This window comes from Rhizobium sp. BK377 (genome assembly GCF_014193935.1).
Taxonomy (GTDB): domain Bacteria; phylum Pseudomonadota; class Alphaproteobacteria; order Rhizobiales; family Rhizobiaceae; genus Rhizobium.
The window spans coordinates 481,145-502,501 of the sequence record NZ_JACIAC010000002.1 but is presented as its reverse complement, the minus strand read 5'-3'; the positions used below and the strand labels follow the sequence as shown (position 1 = coordinate 502,501).

Sequence of the window (21,357 nt, the reverse complement as noted above, 5' to 3'; positions counted from 1 at the left end):
GGGAGAAGGGGAGATTGCGAGCGCTCGGTTTCCTGGCCCCGAAATACCGCCCAGAATGCCAATCCGATCACGCCCGATTACGCAGATGTGATTCCTTGCAGCATGATCTTGCCACCTGCCGTTATCTCGAAACTAGGATATTAGGAATCGCGGATAAGTATGCGATTTCATTACAGATCTTTAATTTTATTTTCAGAATTCGTTCATTTTCGAAGACGTAATTTCGGGGCGTGTTCAACACGAGGAAGCCCCAAGGAAGCCCTCATGAAAAAGATTTTTGCAGCTCTTCTTTCCGCCTCTTTCCTGCTCTCGCCGATCGTCGCATCGGAGGCGAGTGCTGCCGATCATCGCCGTCCGCCGGTCGTCGTCCACAAGAAGGTCGTCGTCGAGAAAAAGGTCGTCCGTCGGCATCATTGGTCCAGGGGTTACCGCATGTCGGCTGCCGAGCGCGGCCGTTACGGCGAAGTCCGCGACTACCGGCGTTACCGCCTGGCACCACCGCCGCGCGGCTATCACTGGGTGAAGGCCGATAACGACTACCTTCTCGTCGGCGTCGCCACCGGCTTGATCTCCAGCATCGTCGCTGCCAACCGCTGAGTTCACCTCCTGAAAGGGGCGGCTTCGGCCGCCTCTTTTCTTAAGGGGTAGGGTCGCGTTCTTTGTCGTCAGACGAACGGAGCAGCGGAGCGCCTGATCGCGCCATCCTCCGTGATCACAGCGTCCATCGGGATATCATGCGGCTGCGGCTTGATCGTGCGAATCTGCTGCTGCGAAAATCCGATGCCGATTGCGAGCGGCTTGGGGGAGAGCGCCGCCAGCGTCCGGTCGAAATAACCGCCGCCGACACCGAGGCGATAACAGCCGCGGTCATAGCCGACGACAGGGGCGATCACGATATCGGGCTGCCGCTCTTCGCCTTCGGTGGGGATGAGAATGCCGAGCACGCTGCGTTCCAGTCTTGCGCCCGGGGTCCATGTCCTGAATGTCAGGGGCTTTGCTTTCTCTGCCACGACCGGCAGGAGGCATGTCGCGCGCTCGGCGATTGCAGTCATCCAGCCACGCAGATCCGGCTCTCCCTGAAACGGCCAATAGACGCTGACGCATTTTCCCGCGATGACAGGAGCAAGAAGCCGATCGAGATGCGATGAGATCAGCGCCGTCTTCCGTTCGCGTTCCGCCGAGTCTATCAGCTTGCGCGCGTCGATCAGCCGCTTGCGCTCAGCGCGGCGCCATTCCCGCACCACATCCCATGATTCTTCGAGGCCCATATAGGCGGGGTCGACTTCGTGCATCAGGCATGCGGGCGAGGCGTAGTCGTCGGGTTGGTCTTTCTGCATCCGGTGGTCCGATCGGAAGAAGTTTTTCGTCGAAGCGACGATTTTGGGTCATAGGACGATTGCGATCATTCTCTGATTTGGAATAATAGACAAGTTCGTTCATCAAGCGAGATCGATGTGGATCTGTCTTCCCTGGAAATTTTCCTTGTCGTTGCCGAAGAGGGTAGCGTCACCCGCGCGGCAAAAAGACTTTCGCGTGCGCCGTCGAATGTCACGACCCGTATTCAGGCTCTGGAAGGGCAGATGGATGCCGCGCTCTTCAGCCGGGACGGCAAACGCATGACGCTGACACCGGAGGGACAGCTTTTCGTTTCCTATGCGCGGCGGCTGATGGCGCTGGCCGGGGAGGCACAGCTTGCCCTCAAGGGTGCCCGCCCGCGGCCGACCTTACGTCTCGGCACGATGGAAAGCACGGCAGCAAGCCGGTTGCCGCCCGTACTTGCCCATTTCAACGACGAGAATCCCGGGATCGCCCTGAAGCTGACGCTCGGCGCGACGCGCGAGTTGACGAAGGCGGTTTTGTCCGGCGAGTTGGATTGCGCGCTGATTGCTACGCCGCAGGGTGAGCCCGGCTGGCTGTCGTCAGCCGGTGTCGATGCCGATGAACTCCATTCTGCGCGCGTCTATGAGGAAGACCTTCTGCTCGTGCTGCCGCCTCATCATGCCGCGGTCGCAGCACCTCAGGATATTCGCCTTCCGGCGCTCGCCGCGCTTGAGCCCGGCTGTACCTACCGCCAGATCGCCGAGCGGTGGGTCCGTGGCGGCGCCAGTCTACCGACGGTGGAAATGACATCCTATCACGCGATCCTTGCCCAGGTCGTCGCCGGCAATGCCGTCGGCGTCATGCCGCGCTCCGTGCTCGACATGCTGCCGTGGAGAGCCGAGGTCACCGTCCACCGGCTCGGTCCCGTCGATACGCTGCTGATTTCGAGGCGCGAGCAGCGATCCGATCCGTTGCAGGCCTTCGAGCAGATCATGCTCATGTCGGGCAATCCGCCTACCAAGCTGCAATAGCAGCGCCTTCCATCCAGCCCCCAGCCTACTTCAAAGAGTTCTTCATGCGCATGTCAAATCCCGACGAGACACCCCGCCGGCCCTCCATCTCGCGGCTGTTTCATCCCATTCTCGCCGGTGCGACACTGCGCGACCGGCTGCTCGCATGTCTCGGCGCGCTGGTTTCCATTGCACTGACGGGCCTGCTCTGCGGCGCGCTCTTTGGAGAAGGTTCGCATCTGCCGCTGATCGTGGCGCCGATGGGGGCTTCGGCCGTGCTGCTCTTTGCCGTGCCGGCCAGTCCGCTCGCGCAGCCCTGGTCGATCATCGGCGGCAATACGATATCGGCGATCATGGGGGTTGCGGCGGCTAGCCTGATCCGTGATCCGATCATTGCGACAGGTGTCGGCGTGTCACTGGCGATCGCGGCCATGTCCTTTACCCGCTGCCTGCATCCGCCGGGCGGGGCGGCGGCGTTGACGGCGGTGCTCGGCGGTCCCGTCGTCGCCAGCTGGGGCATGCTCTTTCCCTTCGTGCCTGTCGCGCTGAATTCCTGCCTGCTGGTGGTGCTCGGCCTCGTTTTTCACAAGCTGTCGCGGCACAATTACCCGCATGTGGTGGCCGCACTCGTCAACACGCATCTGACGGCAGACCGGCCGCCGGCGGAGCGCGCCGGCTTCCAGGAAGAAGATATCGATGCAGCCCTCGCCAAACTTAACGAGACCTTCGATATCGATCGCGCCGACCTTGGCAGGCTGCTGCGTCAGGTGGAGTTCGAGGCAGTGGCGCGCTCCAATGCCGAGATCCGCTGCGCCGACATCATGTCGCGCGACGTCATTGCCATCGATGCCGATGCGACGGTCGAGCAGGCGCGGTGGCTGCTGCTGAACCACAATATCCGCACTTTGCCGGTGCGCGACGAGGCCGGAAAGCTGATCGGCACGGTCGGCTTGCGGGAGCTTGCGCTTGCCTCGGGTGCTGTGGAACGGCTGGTCTCGCCGGCAACGACCGCGTCTGCCGACGATGTTGCGATGGCGCTGCTGCCCGATCTGACGGACGGGCGCACCCATGCCGTCATTATCGTCGATGAGGAGAGACGTATCGTCGGGCTCATTTCACAGACGGACCTGCTGAGCGCCGTTGCCCGGGCTTTGCCGAAAGGCGGCAAGCCCGCGGCCGTCGCGGCCTAGGACAGATCCAGCAGAGCGATCAGCGCATGCCGAGATAGGCGAGAAGGCAGGCCGCCGCAGCTGTGACGGCCAGCTTGGGCCATCTGTCGCCGAAGACGAAGGCAAGCAGCGCACCGCCGGCAAGGGTGGCGCCGGCGCTCCAGAAACTCTTGTCGGCACAGGTCAGTGCAAGGGCGGCGAGGAACACCGCGCTTGCCACCATCGTGACCGGCGCCGACACCCTGACGATGTCATCCTCCACCATATAGGGGAGGATGAAGCGCCGCAGGCTGAGGGCGAGGGTGGCTGAGAGCAGGAGGTCGGTCAAGACAGGCGGCATGGTGCATCCGATGGTTTCCGGTGCAAGCGTTGCAAGCGGTGTGCCAGTCGCGGGAGTTTCAGCCGATCCTCGCATTTGCGCGTGGTCGGTTCGGCAAGGGACCGGGTTTCGGCGCTTTGTGCCCATTTATTGAATTGAGGATGATCAAAAAAAGATCATAAGGTCGATCTGCGCAAAAATTCATCTCCTGATCCGCCCGCCGGAGTCGTAGTTCCGGCAGGCGCTACGGCATGGCGACCTATTCAACGTCCTGCTTCCGCCGCGACGGCATCACCAGTTCGGCAATGGCGCCAAGAAGTCCCTTCGTTCTTCGTGCTTCCGTCTGCGCCTCATCCGCGTATGTCAGCGGATGCAGCCCTTTGATCGGCGGCAGCGGCTCGCATTCGATGCACAGGCATCGATAGGGTCTGATTGCCGTCGCCTTCATGCCGCCTGTCGGCTCCAGCTGACGAAGGGATCGGGCAGGTTGCGCCAGCGCTGCGGTGTGAAGGCGTCGACCTCCATCAGACAAGCGTCGAGCTCTCGCCTGATCCAGTCCTCATCCATCGGGTCGGCGCCGATGAAGACGATTTCCTGACGGCGGTCGCCCCAGACGGGGTCGAGGTAGGGGCCGATGGCGCGCAGGAAGGCTGCTTCTGGCGGCCATTGCTCGCGCGGGACTGCCGCCCACCAGAGGCCCATCTTGCCGGTGCGGACGATGGCGCCCGCCTGGCTGACCTCGCCGACATGGTTCGGGCGGGTGGCGAGCCAGAAGAAGCCCTTGGCGCGCACCACGCCCGGCCAGGTGCGGTCGAGAAAGGCCTGGAGTTTTGCGGGGTGGAAGGGGCGCCTCTCGCGGTAGACGAAGGAGCGGATGCCGTATTCCTCGGTTTCCGGCACATGGTCCTTGAAGCCGTGGAGTTCCTTGTACCAGAGCGGGTGGGTCTCGGCCTTGTCGATATCGAAGCGGCCGGTGCCGAGCACATCCTTCAGCGATACCTTGCCGAAATCCGTCTCGATGATGCGGGCATCCGGGTTGAGGCCGGTGATGATCTTCCGGGCCGCATCGCGTTGCTCTTCGCTCGCCGTGCCGATCTTGTTCAGCACAACGATATCGGCGAATTCGATCTGCTCGACGAGCAGATCGATAATCGTCCTGTTGTCGCCATCACCGGCGGTTTCGCCGCGGTCGGCGAGGAAATCGGACGAGGCGTAGTCGGCGAGCAGGTTGGCGGCGTCGACGACGGTCACCATCGTATCGAGGCGCGCGATGTCGGAGAGGCTTGCCCCATTCTCGTCGCGGAATTCGAAGGTGGTGGCGACGGGCAGGGGCTCGGCAATGCCTGTCGATTCGATCAGCAGGTAGTCGAAGCGGCCCTGTTCGGCGAGCTGGCGCACCTCCTTGAGGAGGTCGTCGCGCAGCGTGCAACAGATGCAGCCGTTGGTCATTTCCACCAGCTGCTCCTCGGTGCGGGAGAGATTGGCGCCGCCATCCCGCACAAGGGCTGCATCGATATTCACCTCGCTCATGTCGTTGACGATGACGGCGACACGCATGCCCTCGCGGTTGGAAAGCACATGATTGAGAAGCGTCGTTTTTCCGGCGCCGAGGAAGCCGGAGAGAACGGTAACGGGAAGTCGCTTATCCATGTTATTACCGTAATTATGTTATAACATTACGAAAATGACTAACAAAAGAAGGCGGAACGGGGTGTCGCCGCCTTCTTTCGCCGCAGCTCTCGCGGGGAGGGCTGCAAGTCCGGCAGGGCGCGCTGAGTCGCCCTGTCGTTGGTCAATCGGCAGCAGCCCTTGCCGAAAATCGCCTGTGATTTTCGGACTATGCGCTTGCCAGGCAGCTCTTCATGCTGTCGGCGATGCCGCGCATGAGGGTGAAGTAGAGATCGGGGCCGGCGGGCAGGGTGGCGGCTTCCGGGTCCAGCACGCCTGATTTCGCCTTGGTGCCTTCGATGACGACATTGACGAGGCGCGGTTCGAATTGCGGCTCGGCGAAGACGCAGGTGGCGCCGAGATCGCCGACCTTCTTGTGGATCTCCGAGACGCGCTCGGCACCTGGTATCGTCTCGGGGCTAACGGTGATCGAGCCGGCGACGCGGATATGGTAGCGGTGCTCAAAATATTGATAGGCATCGTGGAAAACGATGAAGGGCTTGTCCTTCACCGGTGACACGGTTGCGGCGATTTCCTTGTCCAGCGCATCGAGCTTGTCATCCAGCGCCTTGGCATTGGCCTCGTAGGTCAGCGCATTCTCAGGATCGGCGGCAACCAGCGTGGTGGTGATCTCTGTGGCCATCGCCTTGGCATTCATCGGATCGAGCCAGAGATGGGTGTCGAAGGCGCCATGGTCACCGTGGTCGTGGTCATGATCAGCCTCGGCGTGATCGTGGCCGGCCTCGGCATGTTCCTCATCGGAAGCGCTGTCGTGGTCATCGCCATCATCATGGGCCTCGAAAGCCCCGCCTTCGCGGAAGGGGAGCTTTACCAGGCCCGGCGCATCGTCCAACCTCGCGACAATGGCGTCGGAACCCAGCGATTCCAGCGGCTTTTCGAGGAAGGCTTCAAGGCCGGGGCCGACCCAGAAGATCACCTTGGCTTCCTGCAGCGCCCGAGCATTGGAGGGTTTCAGATTGTAGGTATGCGGGGAGGCGGCGCCATCGACGATCAGCTCCGGTTTGCCGACGCCTTGCATGATGGCCGATACCAGCGAATGGACCGGCTTGATCGAGGTGACGACCACAGGGGCATCGGCGGCCTGGAGGGACCCGGCGAAAAGGAAGGCCGGGATTACGAGGGTAAGACCGATCGCCAGTTTCATCAGCATGCTCCGCTTGAATTGCAATTGTTATGTTATTACATCAATTGCGTTATGCTATAACGTGTGCAATAGCAGGACGCAACAGCACTGTCGGAAAATTTGATGCTCTCTCCCGCAAATAATCCCGCTGGCAGCTCTGCCGGTATCCGGGCCGAACCGCTGGTTTCGCTTGAGAATGTCGGCATTCGGCGTGGCGGCCGCTGGCTGGTGCGCGGTGTGGATTTCTCCGTTTCGCGCGGCGAGATCGTCACGCTGATCGGCCCGAACGGCTCCGGCAAATCGACGAGCGCCAAGGCGGCGATCGGCGTGCTGAAGCCGGACGAGGGCAGGGTCACGAAGAAGGCCGGCCTCAAGGTCGGCTATGTGCCACAGAAGCTTGCAGTGGACTGGACGTTGCCGCTTTCCGTGCGCCGGCTGATGACGCTGACCGGGCCATTGCCGGAGGCCGATATCATGGCCGCGCTCGAAGCATCAGGCATGGCGCATATGCTGGATGCGCAGGTACAGCATCTCTCCGGCGGCGAATTCCAGCGGGCGCTGATGGCACGCGCCATTGCCCGAAAGCCCGATCTTCTTGTGCTCGACGAGCCTGTGCAGGGCGTCGATTTCGCCGGCGAGATCGCGCTTTACGACCTCATCAAATCGATCCGCAACACGACCGGCTGCGGTATCCTCTTGATCTCCCACGACCTGCACGTCGTCATGGCGGAGACGGATACGGTCATCTGCCTCAACGGCCATGTCTGCTGCCGCGGCACGCCGCAGACGGTCAGCCAGAGCCCGGAATATGTGCGCCTCTTCGGCAGCCGCGCAGCGCAGACGCTTGCCGTCTATAGCCATCACCACGACCATACACACCTGCCGGACGGGCGTGTGCTGCATGAAGACGGTTCGGTGACAGATCATTGCCATCCCGAAGATGGGCACCACCACGATCATGATCATGGACATGCTCATTCGCACGATCATGCCGAAGCCCATGCTCACGCTCATGCCGATGGAGATCAGTCCCACGGGCATGCGCATGCAGAAGCGCACGCCCATACGCACACGCATTTCCAGAGCGGAGCCAAAAGCGGGGAGGACCGTCATGCTTGACGATTTCTTCGTGCGTGCCATTCTCGCCGGCGTCGGTCTTGCGCTGACGACCGGCCCCCTCGGCTGTTTCATCATCTGGCGGCGCATGGCCTATTTCGGCGATACGATCGCCCATTCGGCTTTGCTTGGCGTGGCGCTGTCGCTGCTCTTCGAGCTCAACCTGACGCTTGCCGTCTTCGTTGTCGCCGCCACCGTCTCGATCCTGCTGCTCCTTTTGCAGAAGCGTCAGGCGCTTTCGGCCGATGCGTTGCTCGGCATCCTCTCGCATGCGACGCTGGCAATCGGCCTCGTCATGGTCGCCTTCATGACCTGGGTGCGCATCGATCTCATCGCCTTCCTGTTCGGCGATATTCTGGCGGTGTCGACGACCGATATCGCGCTGATCTGGGGCGGCGGCATCCTGGTGCTGGCGGCGATCGCCTGGCTGTGGCGGCCGCTGCTGGCAGCTACCGTCAATCCGGAACTGGCCGAAGCCGAGGGCCTGAGGCCGGAGCGGGCGCGGCTGTTCTTCATGCTCCTGATGGCGGTCGTCATCGCCATTGCCATGAAGATCGTCGGCATCATGCTGATCACCTCGCTCTTGATCATTCCGGCGGCGGCGGCGCGGCGCTTCTCCTCGACACCGGAACTGATGGCCGTGCTTGCCTCGCTGATCGGCGCTGTCGCCGTCGTCGGCGGGCTGTTCGGCTCGCTGACCTATGACACGCCATCAGGCCCGTCAATCGTGGTGGCCGCTCTCATTCTTTTCATCCTGAGCCTGCTTCCCGCCTGGCGCGGGCGCAGGGACCTGCTAGGACAAGGCTCATGAACACACCGCAAATGACCCGCAACCAGGCGCTCGTCTTCGACGTCCTCGAAAAGGCCGAGGCGCCGCTCAGCGCCTATACGATCCTCGACAAGCTGCGCGACCAGGGGTTTCGTGCGCCGCTGCAGGTCTATCGGGCGCTGGAAAAGCTGCTCGAATACGGCGTCGTACATCGGCTCGAAAGCATCAATTCCTTCGTCGCCTGCGCCCACCCCGGCGAAGACTGCCACAGCCATGGCATCGTCGCCTTCGCGATCTGCGAAAGCTGCGGCCAGGTGATCGAATTCCACGACCACGAGGTGGATCACCGCCTGATGGGCTGGGTGCGCAGCCAGAAGTTCAAGCCGGCGAAGACGACGATCGAGATCCGCGGCACCTGCGAGGCTTGCGCGGCCTGAGCCGTTCAGCCTAGGCATCGACCGGGGCGAGTGCCGCGAGATGCAGCAGGTCCTCGTTTTCCTCCGGCACGCCTTCCGCAAGACGGGCGGCGGCGATGACCGGCAGCCAGGTGAAGATCTCGTCCGGGGTCAATCCGGCCGTCTTTGCATAGGTGACGACATAGGCCTCGGCGATTGCCGGAAGGACGCGCCGCATCAACAGATAGGTGCGGCAGACATCGGCGGCCGGGTTGCCGCTGCAGGCGTCCAGCCAGTCGACGATCACGATGCCATCGCCGGAGCCCATGATATTCCAGGGATGGAAGTCGCCGTGGCAGACACGGTCGTCATCAGGCAGGGCGGCAAGTGCCAGAAGCAGCCGGTCGCGTAGATCCGGTGGCACAGGTTCGGCGCGCTCGATATTGGTCGACAGTCTTGCCTTCAGCGAGGGGAGGCCGGTGCCGGGTTCGCGGTGCAGGCGCTGGTGGAGCGCTGCCATCTCCTTGACGGCTGACAATTGCGGCTCCGGCGTCATCTCATCGGCAAGGCTGGTGCCGGTCACGCGATCCATCAGCAGGCCCCAGCGACCGTGGTAATCGCCGACGACGTGGACCCTGGGTGCCGGCAGCGAGAGCTTTTCCGCGATCGCCAGATTGGCGGCCTCGCGGAAGGCTGGGGCCTTCGGACGGCCAGGTCTATAGAGCTTCAGCGCCAGCGTGCCATGTTCAAAGACTTCCGCTTCCTTGCCGGCGCCGAGCAGACGGCCGATTTCGCTCATGTCGGGCTCCCGCACCATGGGTTTCATCAGAACGATGTGGCGCGGGTTTTGGGAAGGGAAAGGGTGCCCGCGCGGGCGCGGCAAAGTCCTCCAAGCCCGATTGTTCCGGTATTGGAGACAGTGTGTCCGTGGCAAACGGCTTTATCCCGCGCGTAAGGCATGAATGATGGCAGTAGAAAAGAACCATCACAGGCATCCCTGGCTCAGGGAAACGGAGCGTCATGACCGTCAACAATAAAGGCTGCGATGCCATCGCCTGCCGCGGCGAAGAAATCCTTTCGCGCGAGCTGCTGCTGAGCGGCACATTCGCTAACCTGATTGCCGGGGAGGCGCCTTCGCTCAAACTTCTCAGCGATGAGGAGCGACAGGCATCCCTCGCATCGATACTCGCCGAGAGGCCGGAAGGTGATGTCTGGATTTTCGCCTACGGCTCGCTGATCTGGAATCCGATCATTCTCAGCGTCGAAAGCCGCAAAGCCCGCATTGAGGGCTGGCGCCGGTCCTTCTGCCTTGCCACCGTTTCCGGGCGGGGTTCGCCCGATAATCCGGGTCTCGTGCTCGGCCTGGATGCGGGCGGAGCCTGCGATGGCGTCGCCCTGCGGCTGCAGGAAGAGGATCTCCGGCACGAACTCGAGCTGCTGTGGCGGCGGGAGATGGTGGCCGAGGCCTATATTCCGCGCTGGGTCGATCTATTGGACGAAGACGGCGCGCGTTTTGGAAGCGGCATCGCTTTCACCATGAACCCGCTGGCAAATACCTATGCCGGCGGGCTTTCAAGAGAAACGACCGTTCAGCGGCTTGCCACGGCTGCAGGCAGCATCGGCAGTTCGGCTGACTATCTGTTTCGCACCCGTGAAGGCTTGCGGGCGCTCGATATGTGGGACGAGTTTCTGGAGGAGCTCGCCATCGAGGTGGAGGAGGCGCAACGCCGGTTGCAGCAATTGCCTGCCGCTGGCATTTAATAAGCAATTTTTCTCACCAGGCTGCTGACGTCGGCGATCCCGAGAGAATTCAGTTTCCGGCATGACGCTCGATCGTCCCGGCAAGGTCGATCCACTGCGGGCGATCCTCCTACCAATGGACATGATCCGGAGCAGGAAAGGATGGATCGGCGAATGTGCCCCCAGCGATGACGACGGTGCCGGGAAAATACGTTCCGGACTTAGAAAATCCGCCCCCACCGCAGATCCGACAAAAAGCTTTCATCACATCCGGTGTGGTTTCGCCCTCCGGAAACCATATGGAATATTCTCCAGAAATGATCCGGACATCTTCCTCACGGAACCACACGTTGTGGGCAAGTGCGCTGCCGGATGCACGTTGACACCGTGTACAGGTGCATACGTGGTTGTGCACAGGATCGCCATCGAGTTCCAGGGAAAGGGCGCCGCAGGTACATTTGGCATGAAAAGTGGGCATTAGGGCTCATCCCGCGCTGGCCAACGGCTATCGATCTTACGACGGCGGAATCGGCAAGGTCCATCGAAATCATCGGAACACATGTTGACGAATGGTTGAACGGCGAGATTTTTCAAAGATATCCGCCGGAAGATGCCGTTCCGATGTGCTGAAGGCTCCGCTGGAATAGCGGAGCCTTCGATGCTGGTGCGCAGATCAGCCGGCGGCGCGTTCGGCAGGCGGACGGCGGCGCAGGTTCGCGGTCTTGATCGCCGGAGGCTGGTAATTGGCTTCAAGCGGGCCGGTTTCCGTGCCGGGCGGCACAATGGCATCGATGGCGTCGAGCAATTCGTCGCTCAGACGCGCCTGCGCGCCGGCCAGGAGATCATCGAGCTGTTCCATGGTGCGCGGCCCGAGAATCGCCGACGTGACACCCGGATGGGCGATGACGAAGGCAAGCGCCATATGGGTGAGCGAGATGCCGGCGCCTTCCGCGAGCGGGATGAGCTGCTCGACGGCATCAAGGCTGTTTTCGTTCGACATCTGCTTGGGGAAATAGGCGACGCGCGTACTGTCGGGCTGGGCCGCACCGCGGCGGTAGCGGCCGGTGAGCATGCCCATGGCAAGCGGGCTCCAGACCAGCGCGCCCATGCCGTAGCGTTCCAGCGTCGGCAGGACTTCGCGTTCGATGCCGCGATGCAGGATGGAGTAAGGTGGCTGTTCGGTGCGGAAGCGGGCCAGCCCCCGCTTTTCTGCCACCCACTGCGCCTCGATGATCTCGGAGACGGGGAAGGTGGAGGAGCCGATGGCGCGGATCTTTCCGGCGCGCATCAGGTCTGTAAGGGCCGAGAGCGTTTCCTCGATATCAGTGTCCGGCGCCGGGCGATGCATCTGGAAGAGGTCGATATAATCGGTCTGCAGGCGGCGCAGCGAATCTTCGACGGCGCGGTAGATCCAGCGGCGCGAGCTGCCCTGCTGGTTCGGATCCTGGCCCATCGGGATGAAGCATTTGGTAGCGAGCACGACATTGTCACGCCGGCCCTTCAGCGCCTTGCCGACAATCTCCTCGGATTCGCCGTGGCTGTACATGTCGGCGGTATCGATGAAGTTGATGCCGGCATCGAACGCCTTGTGAATGATGCGGATGGAATCGTCATGATCGGCATTGCCGATGGCGCCAAACATCATCGCGCCAAGGCAATAGGGGCTGACCTTGATGCCGGTGCGGCCAAGGGGACGGTATTGCATCTTCGTTTCCTTCGAATTTTGAACTGCTCGCAGGAGCAGGTGAATCTTGAACTGCCTGTCAGCAGACTTTGCCGCTGGCAAAGCCCTGGAAAACAGAGTATAAAAGCGCATCCGGAACGCAGTTCCGTTTATACGGAACAATGTTCCGTTTTGCAAGGGGTGTTGATGTGACTGACGGGACGGACAGCCCAGGCGAGGGGCGTAAGGCTGATAGCGGCCATGAAAGGCCTGTAAGAGCGGATGCGCGGCGCAACCTGGATTCGCTGCTGAAAGCCGCCCTGGCGGTGTTTGCGACTTCAGGCGTGGATGCCCCGGTGCGCGAAATTGCGGAAAAGGCGGGCGTGGGCGTCGGCACGGTCTATCGCCATTTTCCGCAGCGCTCCGATCTCATCAAGGCGGTGATGCGCAACGAAGTGGATGCCTGCGCCGATGCCGCGGTGACGCTTGCTGCCGAGCATGAGCCGGGCGAGGCGCTGTCGCGCTGGATGCAGCGCTTTGCCGATTTCATCATGGCCAAGCGCGGCCTTGCCGCAGCGCTCCATTCCGGCGACCCGGCCTATCAGGCGCTGCCGGCCTATTTCGAGCAGCGCATGATCCCGGCATTGCAGGGCTTGCTGGACAGGGCCGTTGCCGCCGGAGCCGCACGCGGCGATGTCGAGGCGAGCGAACTCCTGCGTGCCGGCGCACAGCTTTCCAATCTTGGGCAGGGGGATGATCCGGCGACGACGCAGCGGATGATTGCGTTGCTGGTAGACGGGCTGCGCTATGGGGCGGGCGTGAAGGGCTGAGGGTCTTGCTCCTCGCCTCCTGTCTTCAGGCTGCCGCTGCCTTTTCCTTCGGTTTCAGCAGAATGATCAGCAGCAACCCGGCGATGATGAGGGCCGCACCTTCGAGGTGATAGGTCTGCAGCTTTTCGCCGAGGATCAGATAGGCGAGCACGGCGATGAAGATCGTCTGGATGTAGAGGAGCACGCCGGCGCGGGCGGCCCCGAGCGCCTCGATGCTGCGATTGAAGAGATAATACATGAGCGCGCCGCCAGGGATTGCGACATAGGCGAGCGCTATGAGCCCGCTCGTATTCAGCGTCGTGCGTTCGTCGGCGGTGAGCTCATAGAGGTAGAAGGGCAGGGCTGTCAGCGCCGCAGCACCGAGCAGCAGGACGAGCAGGGCAAGGCGGTTCAGGTCGAATTTCGCGCGACGCAGCAGCACCGTGTAGAGGCTGAAGCAGAAGGCGCCGGCGACGATCCAGAGTTCACCGGGGTTGAAGTCGAGGCGCAGAAGTGCTGCCGGGCTGCCCTTGATGATGATGGCGACGATGCCGAGGAAGGCGAGGATCGATCCGGCCACCTGCCAGCTTCCCATCGGCTCTGACAGCATCAGGCGAGCAAGGATCATGGTGATGATCGGGATCAGCGCGATGATGATGCCGGCCGTGGTGGCATCGGCATGTTCGAGGCCGACGAAGATCAGGCCCTGACAGATGGCCAGCCCCATGCCGCCGATGAAAAGCAATTCCAGGCCGCGCGCCCGCACCAGCGCAAGCATCTCGCCGAAATGGTGGCGCACGATAGGCAGCAGGATCGCGAAGGCGATGAGCACGCGCCAGAAGCAGAGCGCCCAGGGCGGCATTTCCGTGGAGACCCATTTGGCTGCGATATAGACGCCGGCTGACAGGAGCCAGCAGAGCACGCCTACGGAATAGGCCCCTGCAAGCGAGCCGCCTGCGGCCTGTTCCGTCCCGACAGTATCACGATGGACTGCCAAGACATGTATTGCCATCGCCCAGTTATGCCACAATTTCCGGGCGCCGCACAGGTGAAGGCACTGTCGGCAATAAGCGGTAAGAGGCAGGCCCTATCCTTCCACGCTGAAGATGATTGCGAGGGCGCGGTTCTCATCGACGCCGTGCAGGCGGGCGAGGTCTTCGACGGATTGATGCGCCTCCGCCTCTATGCCCTGCTGCCTGAGCCTGGCCAGGAGATCGGCCTGTGACTGGCCGGTGACATCGGCAAGGGCCGAGAGGGGTGCATAGACAAGCGCCTGTTCGATCGGGCGCTCCAGCTGCGGTCCGGTGATCTGGCCCCAGCTGAAGAAGGATGCGGCAAGCACGATCGCGAAAACCGCAATGCTGTAGCGGCCCCAGCGCGCCTTCAGATGCGACTGGAATGGCTTGATGTTGGCGACGATGTGGCCGATGGCGCCGGTCACGAAGAACCAGGAGAACCACTGGTGGACGACGGTCATCAGGCCTCGTTCCCATTCGAAGAACATCATGACGCCTGTGCCTGCCATCAGCAGGAAGGAGCCGATCGTCAGGGGTGTCGCCCAACTGCGTGTGGTGATCCTAGCGGCCATCGGAGCTGTTCCCGATGATTGCGTCGATCGGCCTGATTGCCGCACGCGGTTCTGCCGCGCCGGCGCCGCACATTCGTGCGCCGCTTGAGATCTGATTTGCCATGTTCGCTCCATTGCGTGTATAATGCACATATATCAGGGGCAGAACATGCCGTCAATAAATATGTGTAAAATGCACGTATCGTCACCCGCCGAACGCTATCGGCGGTGACGAGGAGAGGATTGGCAGAGGGGCAGCTAGCAACGGAGTGGCGGGGCTGGCACGGCCCCCGGCCGAGTTACGATTGAGCGCGGCTCGCGGTCGTGGCCGAAATCGCCGACAAGGTCTGCGCGTCGCGGCCATAGATATCGTCGAAATAGTGGATGACGCCGTCGTCCGTCGGCCAGGCGGTGAAATAGGAAACGTAGACTGGAACCTCTTCCGGAACCGGCATGTCCTGCTTGCCGCCGGCTGCGATCTGCTGATCGACGAACTCGACCGAGGTCTTCAGAACGGCGGCGGCCATCGCCTTCGGGTTTTCCAGGCGCACGCAGCCATGGCTGAACATGCGGTCCTGCGAGGCGAATTTTCCGCGTGCCGGGGTGTCGTGCATGTAGATGTCGTGCGAATTCGGGAAGAGGATCTTCAGCTGGCCGAGCGCATTGTCAGCACCCGGCGGCTGGACGACGCCGATATTTTCGAGCGGCTGCGACCAGTCGACCTTGGCCGAAGGCATGGTCTTTCCCTTGACCGAGACGACATAGCCTTCCTTGTCCAGATAGGCGGGATCGCGCTTCAGGTGCGGCAGCATTTCGTTGCGGATGATCGATTGCGGCACGCCCCAGTCGGGGTTGAATTCCACCGTCTTGATCGAGGCATCGAAGAAGTTCGTCTGGTGATCCTGCTGGCCGATCACAGCCTTCATCGACAGCGTCAGCGTGCTGTTTTCATAATAGTAAGCCATATAGGCCGGCTGGTTGATGAAAACGTAGCGCTCCGGGAATTCCTGCGGCAGCCAGCGCATTTCCTCCATCGCCACGATCACCTTGTTGATGTTGGCGGCAGTATCGCCGCCCTGGCCTGATGTGCGCAGGTAATGCAGTTCGGCGGCGAGTTGGGCGAATTTCGGGTTGCTCGGCAGGAGACGGTCGAAGACCACCATCAGATCCGGCGTGGCCGAAAGCTGGGCGATCGTGCCCTTCAGATCGACCGGCTTGCGCTTGAAATCGTAATAGTTCGACAGCTTGTTGGGATCGATGCGGCCGCGGAAATTATCCTGCAGGAACATCAGCATCTTGGCCGAGAGAGAGGCTTCGAACTCGGCCAGCGCCTTCGCGTCCGATCTTTGAGGAGGGGCAACGGCATAGTCGCCGGCATTCAATCCCCAGTCATCGGCCTGTTTCAGGAGGCTGAGCGCCTGCGCGGCCTTGGGGGTCGGCCCCTTGCCATCGACCCAGATGAGCTTTGCCTTCGGCTGGGCGTAATAGGCCTCGACCGCCTCGGCGATGTCGTTGTTCATCGAAACCGTCAGGCCGCCCATTTCGTTCAGCACCTTGGCCTGATTGCCGCTGGCTGAATCAAAGAGCGCCGACAGCGACGCGCCCGTATCCTGCCGGACGATATGGGCGGGCCGGCGGGGCGGAACCGTATAGCCGGGCTTCGGGCTTGCCTGCGTGACGGGTGGCGCCGGCAGCGGCTCGGCGCGCACGGCAATTGCACTTCCCGAGAGCGCCAGCAGACCGGCGAGCGGTACAATCCAGCGGGAAGATGTTTTCAGCGGCATTCTGATGTCCTCGAAACCTGGCAAAATATGCTGTCGCGGCACGCCGCAATAGTCCGTATGGGTGAAGTCCGAGTAGAACCCCAACATTCGGGCAGAAGATGGGCATCGCGTATTCTGGCTAGCCCATAGAGGACAGAAGCCGTTGGAAGGAAATCACTTTTCCGACAGCATCCATATTTGCAGCACATCATTGTGACGACGGCGGGATCGGAACAAATCCGATCCCGCCGCAGCGACCGTGAGAGACCGCTACTTCCAGTTCCGGCGGCGTTCGAGTTCTGCTTCGGAAGGTTGATCGGACGCGAACGAGCCCGTCCGGACTGCGCCGTTGCGCTCATAGGTCGCGATGATGATGCCGGTGCTCGATACCGCCGATCTCGTGAGCGTGAGGGCGCAAGGTGTTGCGCCCCCCTCGAACAGCCGTTTGCCCTTGCCGAGGATCAGCGGGAAAGTCAGCACGGTCATTTCATCGATCAGGTCGTTGGCAAGCAGGGTCTGGATGAGATTGCCCGATCCCTGGATGAGCAGGTCAGGCCCGTTCTCCTGTTTGATCTTGCGCAGTGACGCGACGATGTCGGATCCCAGCGATTGTGAATTCTGCCAGGCAAGGCTTTCAGGGCGGTGCGTCGCGACATATTTCGTGGCGGGATTGAAGACCCTGGCGATGTCATCGTCCTGATAGGGCCAATGGGCGGCGAAGATGTCGTAGGTCTTGCGCCCGAGCAGCAGTGCAAACGGCTTTGCGAAGAGCTCGCCGATCACTGATCCCATCGTCTCGTCCGCATAGGGGAAGACCCAGCCGCCGAATTTGAAACCGTTGACGGGGTCTTCGTCAGGGCCGCCGGGTGCCTGCATAACGCCGTCGAGGCTGACGAATGTGGAGGCGATGATCTTTCTCATGGGTGTCTCTCCTTTTGGTGATCCGCGCCATCAGGGCCGGATCTCGGCCTGAGGACGAAGTGGTTGGCGGCAGACCGACAAAACTCAAGAAAATTTGTGGGAGACTTAGCCGTTCGACAGTGAGTTCAGGCTGCGGAGATAAGCGCAGAACATGTCCGCCATCGCGTCCGCGAAGGCTGAGATCTCGTTCTCGTCATGCGCTGCCTCGGAAAACTCCTTTCCGACCGTGCTCATCGTCGTCATGATCAGGTCTGCGGCCATGGTCCGGATTGCGTCCGAGGCATCGGGCAGCGCTTCCCGCATGAACTGGTCGATAATGGCATCGGCGGCGCCCCGAGCCTCCTGCGCTTCGGGGGCGTAGCGATAGAGGGGGGCGGCATCGTTCAGCGCGACGCGGACGGCGGCTTCCTCGCATTCGGAGCGGATGAAGGCGTGGACCAGGGAGCGCAGCCGGTCGAGCGGCGGGCGGGTCTCGTCGCCCAGAACTTCGCCCAGCAAATTCGAAGTTTGCCGCCATTCGTCGCTCTGCAGTCGGAACAGGATGGCCGCCTTGTTGGGGAAGTATTGGTAGAGCGAGCCAACGCTGACGCCGGCTCTTTCGGCTACGCGAGCGGTCGTAAAACGCTGCGCGCCCTCCTGCGCCAAAACCTGAACAGCGGCCTGCAGAATGGCGTTTACGAGCTCGTTCGAGCGCGCCTGTCTCGGCAATTTTCTTGAAGAAATTCCGTTAGTTGGACGATTTGCCATATTGGCGTTCCGCAAATGCGATTAGCGAATGCGACGGATTATTCGTATTTTCATTTCGAAGGCAAGCCATCTGAAATGAAGGATTTCTCCGATGAACACCCTCACTAGCGCACCGCTCTCGCCGCTTCTCGATCAGCTTTTTGCCGAGGCAGACAGAGCCACCAGCCCGGTCATGGCCGCGCTCTCTCGCGACGAGCGGGAACGGCTCCTGTACAGCAAGACCGAATATCTCGATTTCTACGGACGCCTGAAGGATCTGTGGCTGCCCGTTTCGCGCCAGACGGGGGAACTGCTCTACATGCTGGCGCGCAGCACCAATGCCAGGACTATCGTCGAGTTCGGCACATCCTTCGGCATTTCGACGCTCTATCTTGCTGCGGCCCTTCGCGACAATGGCGGCGGGCGGCTGATCAGCAGCGAGTTCGAGGTCTCGAAGGTTGCGCGGGCTCGCCAGAACCTCGTCGATGCCGGCCTTGCCGATCTCGTCGAGATCCGAGAAGGCGATGCGCTCCAGACATTGAGTAGCGATCTTCCTGACAGTATCGACCTGCTTCTGCTTGACGGGGCGAAGTCGCTCTATCTAGAGGTGCTGGCATTGGTCGAAAGCCGGCTGCGGCCCGGTGCGCTCGTCATTGCCGACGATGCCGATGACTCCCCCCAATATCTCGACCATGTCCGTTCGCCCACGAGCGGATACATGTCTACACCCTTCGCCGACGACATCGAACTGTCGATGCGCGTGGCCTGACTTCGACTAGTTCCCGCACAACGCAATAACGTCAACACGGGCTGCCTGACGGCAGCGCGGCAATGGAGATCGCAGCAATGCACGTATTCGTAACGGGTGCGACCGGCTGGGTCGGCACCGCTATCGTCGAGGAACTGATCCGCGCCGGTCACAAGGTCAGCGGGCTTGTCCGCTCGATTGATAAAGCAAAGGCCATCGCGATCATCGGCGCAAAGCTCGTTCCGGGATCGCTCGATGACCTCGACCTTCTCGCCGAAACCGCGTCCAAGGCCGATGCGGTGATCCATACCGCCTTCAACCATGACTTCTCGAAATTTCTCGACAATGCGGCGCAGGACGAGCGCGCGATCCATGCGCTCGGGAACGCGCTTGCCGGGTCGGATCGCCCGCTCATCGTCACATCGGGCCTGCTGGGCTTTCCGCGGGGTGCCACGGAAGCGGACCTGCCGAATCCGGCATCGCCGCGCAAATCGGAAGCCGCCGCCCGTGTGCTCGCCGGGCAGGGGATCCGTGCGGCGACGATGCGGCTTGCTCCGAGCGTGCACGGCATCGGCGATTACGGCTTCATCCCGATCCTCGTGCGCATTGCCCGGGAAACTGGCGTATCCGCCTATCCTGACGATGGAAGGAATTGCTGGTCGGGCGTGCACCGGCTGGATGCGGCCCGCCTCTATCGCCTGGCGCTCGAAAGCGGCGTGACCGAAGCCGCCTATCATGCTGTCGCCGACGAGGCGGTGCCGTTCCGGGAGATCGCCGAAGTGATCGGGCGCCAGCTCGGCCTGCCGGTGGAGTCTCGCCCCCGCGAACATTTCGGCTGGTTTGCCACCATGGCGGCAACGAACATGGCGGCGTCGAGCGCCTATACGCGCTGGCTGCTCGGCTGGCAGCCGACCTGCCGGGGCCTGCTCGACGATCTCGACCAGCCTGGCTATTACGCGCAATAGCTCCTTGCGTTCAATGCCCGCCCATCGGCTGTCCCTCGGGCTGGCCGGGCGGGCGGCGGACATAGAAGGATGCCAGCACGGCCGCCAGCGAAATCATCGCGCCGACGAGGAAAGCCGACTGCATGCCGCCGACGGTTGCCGTAGCGGCGTCTGCTTCCCCTTGAGTCAGGATGCCGGCGCGCCAGGTCATGATGGCGACATAGAGCGTGGTGCCGGCGGCACCGGCGACCTGCTGGGTGGTGCCGATGATGGCGCTGCCGTGGGAATAGAGGTTCGGCGGCAGGGAGCCGAGGCTGACGGTAAAGAGCGGCGTGAACATCAGGGCAAGGCCGATGCTCATCACGATGTGCAAGCCGAGCACGACCCAGATCGGAGTCATGACGGTGAGGAAGGTCAGACCCCACATGACGGAGCTGAACAGGAGCGCGCCGGGAATGACCAGCCGGGCAGGGCCGTAGCGGTCAAACAGCCTGCCGACGAAGGGAGCGCAGAGGCCCATGATTAGGCCGCCAGGCAGAAGCAGCAGGCCGGCCGTCAGGGTCGTTTGGCCAAGCACGGACAGAAGGTAGATCGGTATGAGGATGAAGACGCCGAACATCGACATCATCAGGATCGCCATCATGCCGGCGGCGATCGTGAAGGTCTTCGTCTGCAGAGTGCGCAGGTCGAGCAGCGCCCTCTCGTGCTTCTGAAGATGGATCTGCCGCCAGACGAAGATGGCGATGACGGCGGCGCCGGCGACGAGCATGACGCGGGGATCGAGCGGCGTCGCGCCTGTCTCGGGCGCACCGAGCTCGCTGATGCCGAAGACGAAACTGCCGAAGCCGATGGCCGAGAGTATGACCGAGACAACATCGAGCGGCGCCTTCGACGGCACGGTGACGTTCTCGATTTTCGCAGCACCCAGCGCGAGAGCCGCAAGCGCGATCGGCAGCACCAGCAGGAAGAGCCAGCGCCAGTCGAGCGAGGAGAGGATGAGGCCCGAAATCGTCGGGCCGATCGCCGGCGCGACCGAGATGACGATCGAGATATTGCCCATCGTCTTGCCGCGCGAATGCGGCGGCACGAGGTTCATGATCGTGGTCATCAAGAGCGGCATCATGATCGCCGTGCCCGAGGCCTGGACGATGCGGCCGACGACCAGCATCGGGAAGCCGGGGGCAAGCGCGGAGACCAGCGTGCCGGCGGAAAAGAGCGCCATGGCGAGGATGAAGACCGGTCGCGTGTTCAGCCGCTGCAGGAGATAACCTGTCACGGGGATGACGGTGGCCATGGTCAGCATGAAGGCCGAGGTCAGCCATTGGGCGGAGCTCGCGGGGATCTTGAGATCGGCCATCAGGTGCGGGATCGCCACACCCATGATGGTCTCGTTGAGGATGACCACGAAGGCGGAGACAAGCAGCAGGCCTATCACCAGCCTGTTGCGGGCGCTATGGTCTTCGACCGGCAGTTCGGCCTGTTCTTCGATCTCTGAAAGCAAGGGTTCACTGGTCATGGTGTTCCTGTATCCATATCTGTAAGACGTGGTTCTGCTTTAAGACGAAA

24 protein-coding genes are annotated in these 21,357 nt (G+C 62.1%); 10 read left to right on the top strand and 14 right to left on the bottom strand.

From position 1 onward, the window contains the following. Window positions 1-264 precede the first annotated feature (264 nt). Window positions 265-597, top strand: coding sequence for an RcnB family protein (locus FHT92_RS11250; protein WP_183740290.1), 333 nt, complete (start codon window positions 265-267; stop codon window positions 595-597). A gap of 68 nt (window positions 598-665) precedes the next feature. Here the strand turns inward: FHT92_RS11250 and FHT92_RS11245 are convergent, their stop codons facing one another. Continuing rightward, entirely contained in the window at window positions 666-1,337 is a 672-nt protein-coding gene (locus tag FHT92_RS11245) for a 5-formyltetrahydrofolate cyclo-ligase (RefSeq protein ID WP_183824944.1), read from the bottom strand. Window positions 1,338-1,454: 117 nt separating this feature from the next. Between FHT92_RS11245 and FHT92_RS11240 the strand changes: the two genes are divergently transcribed. Both FHT92_RS11240 and FHT92_RS11235 read left to right on the top strand, forming a co-directional pair. Beyond that, complete coding sequence (locus FHT92_RS11240; protein ID WP_183824941.1) at window positions 1,455-2,351, top strand: LysR substrate-binding domain-containing protein; 897 nt, start codon at window positions 1,455-1,457, stop codon at window positions 2,349-2,351. A gap of 44 nt (window positions 2,352-2,395) precedes the next feature. After that, window positions 2,396-3,520, top strand: a complete 1,125-nt coding sequence (locus FHT92_RS11235) for an HPP family protein (RefSeq protein WP_183824939.1) — start codon at window positions 2,396-2,398, stop codon at window positions 3,518-3,520. Between the two features lie 19 nt (window positions 3,521-3,539). Here the strand turns inward: FHT92_RS11235 and FHT92_RS11230 are convergent, their stop codons facing one another. From FHT92_RS11230 to FHT92_RS11215, 4 genes are all read right to left on the bottom strand, one after another. Next, window positions 3,540-3,839: a hypothetical protein gene (locus tag FHT92_RS11230; RefSeq protein ID WP_183824937.1), complete on the bottom strand. Its 300-nt coding sequence runs from the start codon at window positions 3,837-3,839 to the stop codon at window positions 3,540-3,542. Window positions 3,840-4,077: 238 nt separating this feature from the next. Beyond that, on the bottom strand, window positions 4,078-4,266 hold the full coding sequence (locus tag FHT92_RS11225) for a hypothetical protein (protein WP_183824935.1): 189 nt from the start codon (window positions 4,264-4,266) through the stop codon (window positions 4,078-4,080). Next, on the bottom strand, window positions 4,263-5,468 hold the full coding sequence (zigA, locus tag FHT92_RS11220) for a zinc metallochaperone GTPase ZigA (protein WP_183824933.1): 1,206 nt from the start codon (window positions 5,466-5,468) through the stop codon (window positions 4,263-4,265). The genes FHT92_RS11225 and zigA overlap by 4 nt, the downstream gene beginning before the upstream one ends. Before the next feature lie 187 nt (window positions 5,469-5,655). Further along, window positions 5,656-6,651: a zinc ABC transporter substrate-binding protein gene (locus FHT92_RS11215; RefSeq protein ID WP_183824931.1), complete on the bottom strand. Its 996-nt coding sequence runs from the start codon at window positions 6,649-6,651 to the stop codon at window positions 5,656-5,658. Window positions 6,652-6,753: 102 nt separating this feature from the next. On the opposite strand from FHT92_RS11215, the gene znuC reads away from it, so the two are divergent. From znuC to FHT92_RS11200, 3 genes are read left to right on the top strand one after another with little or no spacing between them, the layout of a single operon-like run. Continuing rightward, window positions 6,754-7,749 carry a zinc ABC transporter ATP-binding protein ZnuC gene (gene znuC / locus FHT92_RS11210; RefSeq protein ID WP_183824929.1) on the top strand — a complete coding sequence of 332 codons (996 nt, stop codon included), beginning with the start codon at window positions 6,754-6,756 and terminating at the stop codon, window positions 7,747-7,749. Further along, the gene (znuB, locus tag FHT92_RS11205; RefSeq protein ID WP_183824927.1) at window positions 7,742-8,557 is read left to right on the top strand and encodes a zinc ABC transporter permease subunit ZnuB; all 816 of its coding nucleotides are present in this window, start codon (window positions 7,742-7,744) and stop codon (window positions 8,555-8,557) included. The genes znuC and znuB overlap by 8 nt, the downstream gene beginning before the upstream one ends. Continuing rightward, window positions 8,554-8,952, top strand: a complete 399-nt coding sequence (locus FHT92_RS11200; RefSeq protein WP_183740267.1) for a Fur family transcriptional regulator — start codon at window positions 8,554-8,556, stop codon at window positions 8,950-8,952. The genes znuB and FHT92_RS11200 overlap by 4 nt, the downstream gene beginning before the upstream one ends. A 10-nt stretch (window positions 8,953-8,962) precedes the next feature. On the opposite strand, the gene FHT92_RS11195 is transcribed toward FHT92_RS11200, so the two are convergent. Further along, on the bottom strand, window positions 8,963-9,709 hold the full coding sequence (locus tag FHT92_RS11195; protein WP_183824925.1) for a phosphotransferase family protein: 747 nt from the start codon (window positions 9,707-9,709) through the stop codon (window positions 8,963-8,965). Window positions 9,710-9,930: 221 nt separating this feature from the next. Here FHT92_RS11195 and FHT92_RS11190 point away from each other — a divergent pair, with 221 nt between their 5' ends. Next, window positions 9,931-10,671 carry a gamma-glutamylcyclotransferase gene (locus FHT92_RS11190; protein ID WP_183824922.1) on the top strand — a complete coding sequence of 247 codons (741 nt, stop codon included), beginning with the start codon at window positions 9,931-9,933 and terminating at the stop codon, window positions 10,669-10,671. A gap of 109 nt (window positions 10,672-10,780) precedes the next feature. On the opposite strand, the gene FHT92_RS11185 is transcribed toward FHT92_RS11190, so the two are convergent. Beyond that, entirely contained in the window at window positions 10,781-11,128 is a 348-nt protein-coding gene (locus FHT92_RS11185) for a GFA family protein (protein WP_183824919.1), read from the bottom strand. A gap of 195 nt (window positions 11,129-11,323) precedes the next feature. Beyond that, entirely contained in the window at window positions 11,324-12,355 is a 1,032-nt protein-coding gene (locus FHT92_RS11180) for an aldo/keto reductase (protein WP_183824916.1), read from the bottom strand. A 167-nt stretch (window positions 12,356-12,522) separates the two neighbouring features. Here FHT92_RS11180 and FHT92_RS11175 point away from each other — a divergent pair, with 167 nt between their 5' ends. After that, window positions 12,523-13,143: a TetR/AcrR family transcriptional regulator gene (locus FHT92_RS11175; RefSeq protein WP_183740253.1), complete on the top strand. Its 621-nt coding sequence runs from the start codon at window positions 12,523-12,525 to the stop codon at window positions 13,141-13,143. 25 nt (window positions 13,144-13,168) lie between these two features. Here FHT92_RS11175 and FHT92_RS11170 read toward each other — a convergent pair whose 3' ends face one another. From FHT92_RS11170 to FHT92_RS11150, 5 genes are all read right to left on the bottom strand, one after another. Next, on the bottom strand, window positions 13,169-14,134 hold the full coding sequence (locus FHT92_RS11170) for a DMT family transporter (RefSeq protein ID WP_183824913.1): 966 nt from the start codon (window positions 14,132-14,134) through the stop codon (window positions 13,169-13,171). A 75-nt stretch (window positions 14,135-14,209) separates the two neighbouring features. Continuing rightward, complete coding sequence (locus tag FHT92_RS11165) at window positions 14,210-14,710, bottom strand: DUF4405 domain-containing protein (protein WP_183740248.1); 501 nt, start codon at window positions 14,708-14,710, stop codon at window positions 14,210-14,212. A 278-nt stretch (window positions 14,711-14,988) separates the two neighbouring features. Continuing rightward, a complete protein-coding gene (locus tag FHT92_RS11160; protein ID WP_183824910.1) occupies window positions 14,989-16,473 on the bottom strand; it encodes a murein L,D-transpeptidase in 1,485 nt (494 codons plus the stop codon). Window positions 16,474-16,722: 249 nt separating this feature from the next. Beyond that, window positions 16,723-17,373, bottom strand: a complete 651-nt coding sequence (locus FHT92_RS11155) for a dihydrofolate reductase family protein (RefSeq protein ID WP_183824907.1) — start codon at window positions 17,371-17,373, stop codon at window positions 16,723-16,725. Between the two features lie 105 nt (window positions 17,374-17,478). Then, complete coding sequence (locus FHT92_RS11150; protein WP_183824904.1) at window positions 17,479-18,120, bottom strand: TetR family transcriptional regulator; 642 nt, start codon at window positions 18,118-18,120, stop codon at window positions 17,479-17,481. Window positions 18,121-18,211: 91 nt separating this feature from the next. On the opposite strand from FHT92_RS11150, the gene FHT92_RS11145 reads away from it, so the two are divergent. Beyond that, complete coding sequence (locus tag FHT92_RS11145) at window positions 18,212-18,868, top strand: O-methyltransferase (protein WP_183824901.1); 657 nt, start codon at window positions 18,212-18,214, stop codon at window positions 18,866-18,868. Between the two features lie 77 nt (window positions 18,869-18,945). Continuing rightward, the gene (locus FHT92_RS11140) at window positions 18,946-19,812 is read left to right on the top strand and encodes an SDR family oxidoreductase (RefSeq protein WP_183824898.1); all 867 of its coding nucleotides are present in this window, start codon (window positions 18,946-18,948) and stop codon (window positions 19,810-19,812) included. A gap of 10 nt (window positions 19,813-19,822) precedes the next feature. Here FHT92_RS11140 and FHT92_RS11135 read toward each other — a convergent pair whose 3' ends face one another. Beyond that, complete coding sequence (locus tag FHT92_RS11135; RefSeq protein WP_183824896.1) at window positions 19,823-21,307, bottom strand: DHA2 family efflux MFS transporter permease subunit; 1,485 nt, start codon at window positions 21,305-21,307, stop codon at window positions 19,823-19,825. Between the last annotated feature and the right edge of the window lie 50 nt (window positions 21,308-21,357).

Bases quoted from the DNA above. Each gene is read 5' to 3' on its own strand.
- FHT92_RS11195 (WP_183824925.1), bottom strand. From the start codon at position 9,709: ATGAGCGAAATCGGCCGTCTGCTCGGCGCCGGCAAGGAAGCGGAAGTC.
- FHT92_RS11145 (WP_183824901.1), top strand. From the start codon at position 18,212: ATGAACACCCTCACTAGCGCACCGCTCTCGCCGCTTCTCGATCAGCTT.
- FHT92_RS11250 (WP_183740290.1), top strand. From the start codon at position 265: ATGAAAAAGATTTTTGCAGCTCTTCTTTCCGCCTCTTTCCTGCTCTCG.
- FHT92_RS11225 (WP_183824935.1), bottom strand. From the start codon at position 4,266: ATGAAGGCGACGGCAATCAGACCCTATCGATGCCTGTGCATCGAATGC.
- FHT92_RS11150 (WP_183824904.1), bottom strand. From the start codon at position 18,120: ATGGCAAATCGTCCAACTAACGGAATTTCTTCAAGAAAATTGCCGAGA.
- FHT92_RS11215 (WP_183824931.1), bottom strand. From the start codon at position 6,651: ATGAAACTGGCGATCGGTCTTACCCTCGTAATCCCGGCCTTCCTTTTC.
- FHT92_RS11135 (WP_183824896.1), bottom strand. From the start codon at position 21,307: ATGACCAGTGAACCCTTGCTTTCAGAGATCGAAGAACAGGCCGAACTG.
- FHT92_RS11165 (WP_183740248.1), bottom strand. From the start codon at position 14,710: ATGGCCGCTAGGATCACCACACGCAGTTGGGCGACACCCCTGACGATC.
- FHT92_RS11155 (WP_183824907.1), bottom strand. From the start codon at position 17,373: ATGAGAAAGATCATCGCCTCCACATTCGTCAGCCTCGACGGCGTTATG.
- znuC (WP_183824929.1), top strand. From the start codon at position 6,754: ATGCTCTCTCCCGCAAATAATCCCGCTGGCAGCTCTGCCGGTATCCGG.
- FHT92_RS11200 (WP_183740267.1), top strand. From the start codon at position 8,554: ATGAACACACCGCAAATGACCCGCAACCAGGCGCTCGTCTTCGACGTC.
- FHT92_RS11235 (WP_183824939.1), top strand. From the start codon at position 2,396: ATGCGCATGTCAAATCCCGACGAGACACCCCGCCGGCCCTCCATCTCG.
- FHT92_RS11185 (WP_183824919.1), bottom strand. From the start codon at position 11,128: ATGCCCACTTTTCATGCCAAATGTACCTGCGGCGCCCTTTCCCTGGAA.
- FHT92_RS11230 (WP_183824937.1), bottom strand. From the start codon at position 3,839: ATGCCGCCTGTCTTGACCGACCTCCTGCTCTCAGCCACCCTCGCCCTC.
- FHT92_RS11245 (WP_183824944.1), bottom strand. From the start codon at position 1,337: ATGCAGAAAGACCAACCCGACGACTACGCCTCGCCCGCATGCCTGATG.
- FHT92_RS11170 (WP_183824913.1), bottom strand. From the start codon at position 14,134: ATGGCAATACATGTCTTGGCAGTCCATCGTGATACTGTCGGGACGGAA.
- FHT92_RS11180 (WP_183824916.1), bottom strand. From the start codon at position 12,355: ATGCAATACCGTCCCCTTGGCCGCACCGGCATCAAGGTCAGCCCCTAT.
- FHT92_RS11190 (WP_183824922.1), top strand. From the start codon at position 9,931: ATGACCGTCAACAATAAAGGCTGCGATGCCATCGCCTGCCGCGGCGAA.
- zigA (WP_183824933.1), bottom strand. From the start codon at position 5,468: ATGGATAAGCGACTTCCCGTTACCGTTCTCTCCGGCTTCCTCGGCGCC.
- FHT92_RS11160 (WP_183824910.1), bottom strand. From the start codon at position 16,473: ATGCCGCTGAAAACATCTTCCCGCTGGATTGTACCGCTCGCCGGTCTG.
- znuB (WP_183824927.1), top strand. From the start codon at position 7,742: ATGCTTGACGATTTCTTCGTGCGTGCCATTCTCGCCGGCGTCGGTCTT.
- FHT92_RS11140 (WP_183824898.1), top strand. From the start codon at position 18,946: ATGCACGTATTCGTAACGGGTGCGACCGGCTGGGTCGGCACCGCTATC.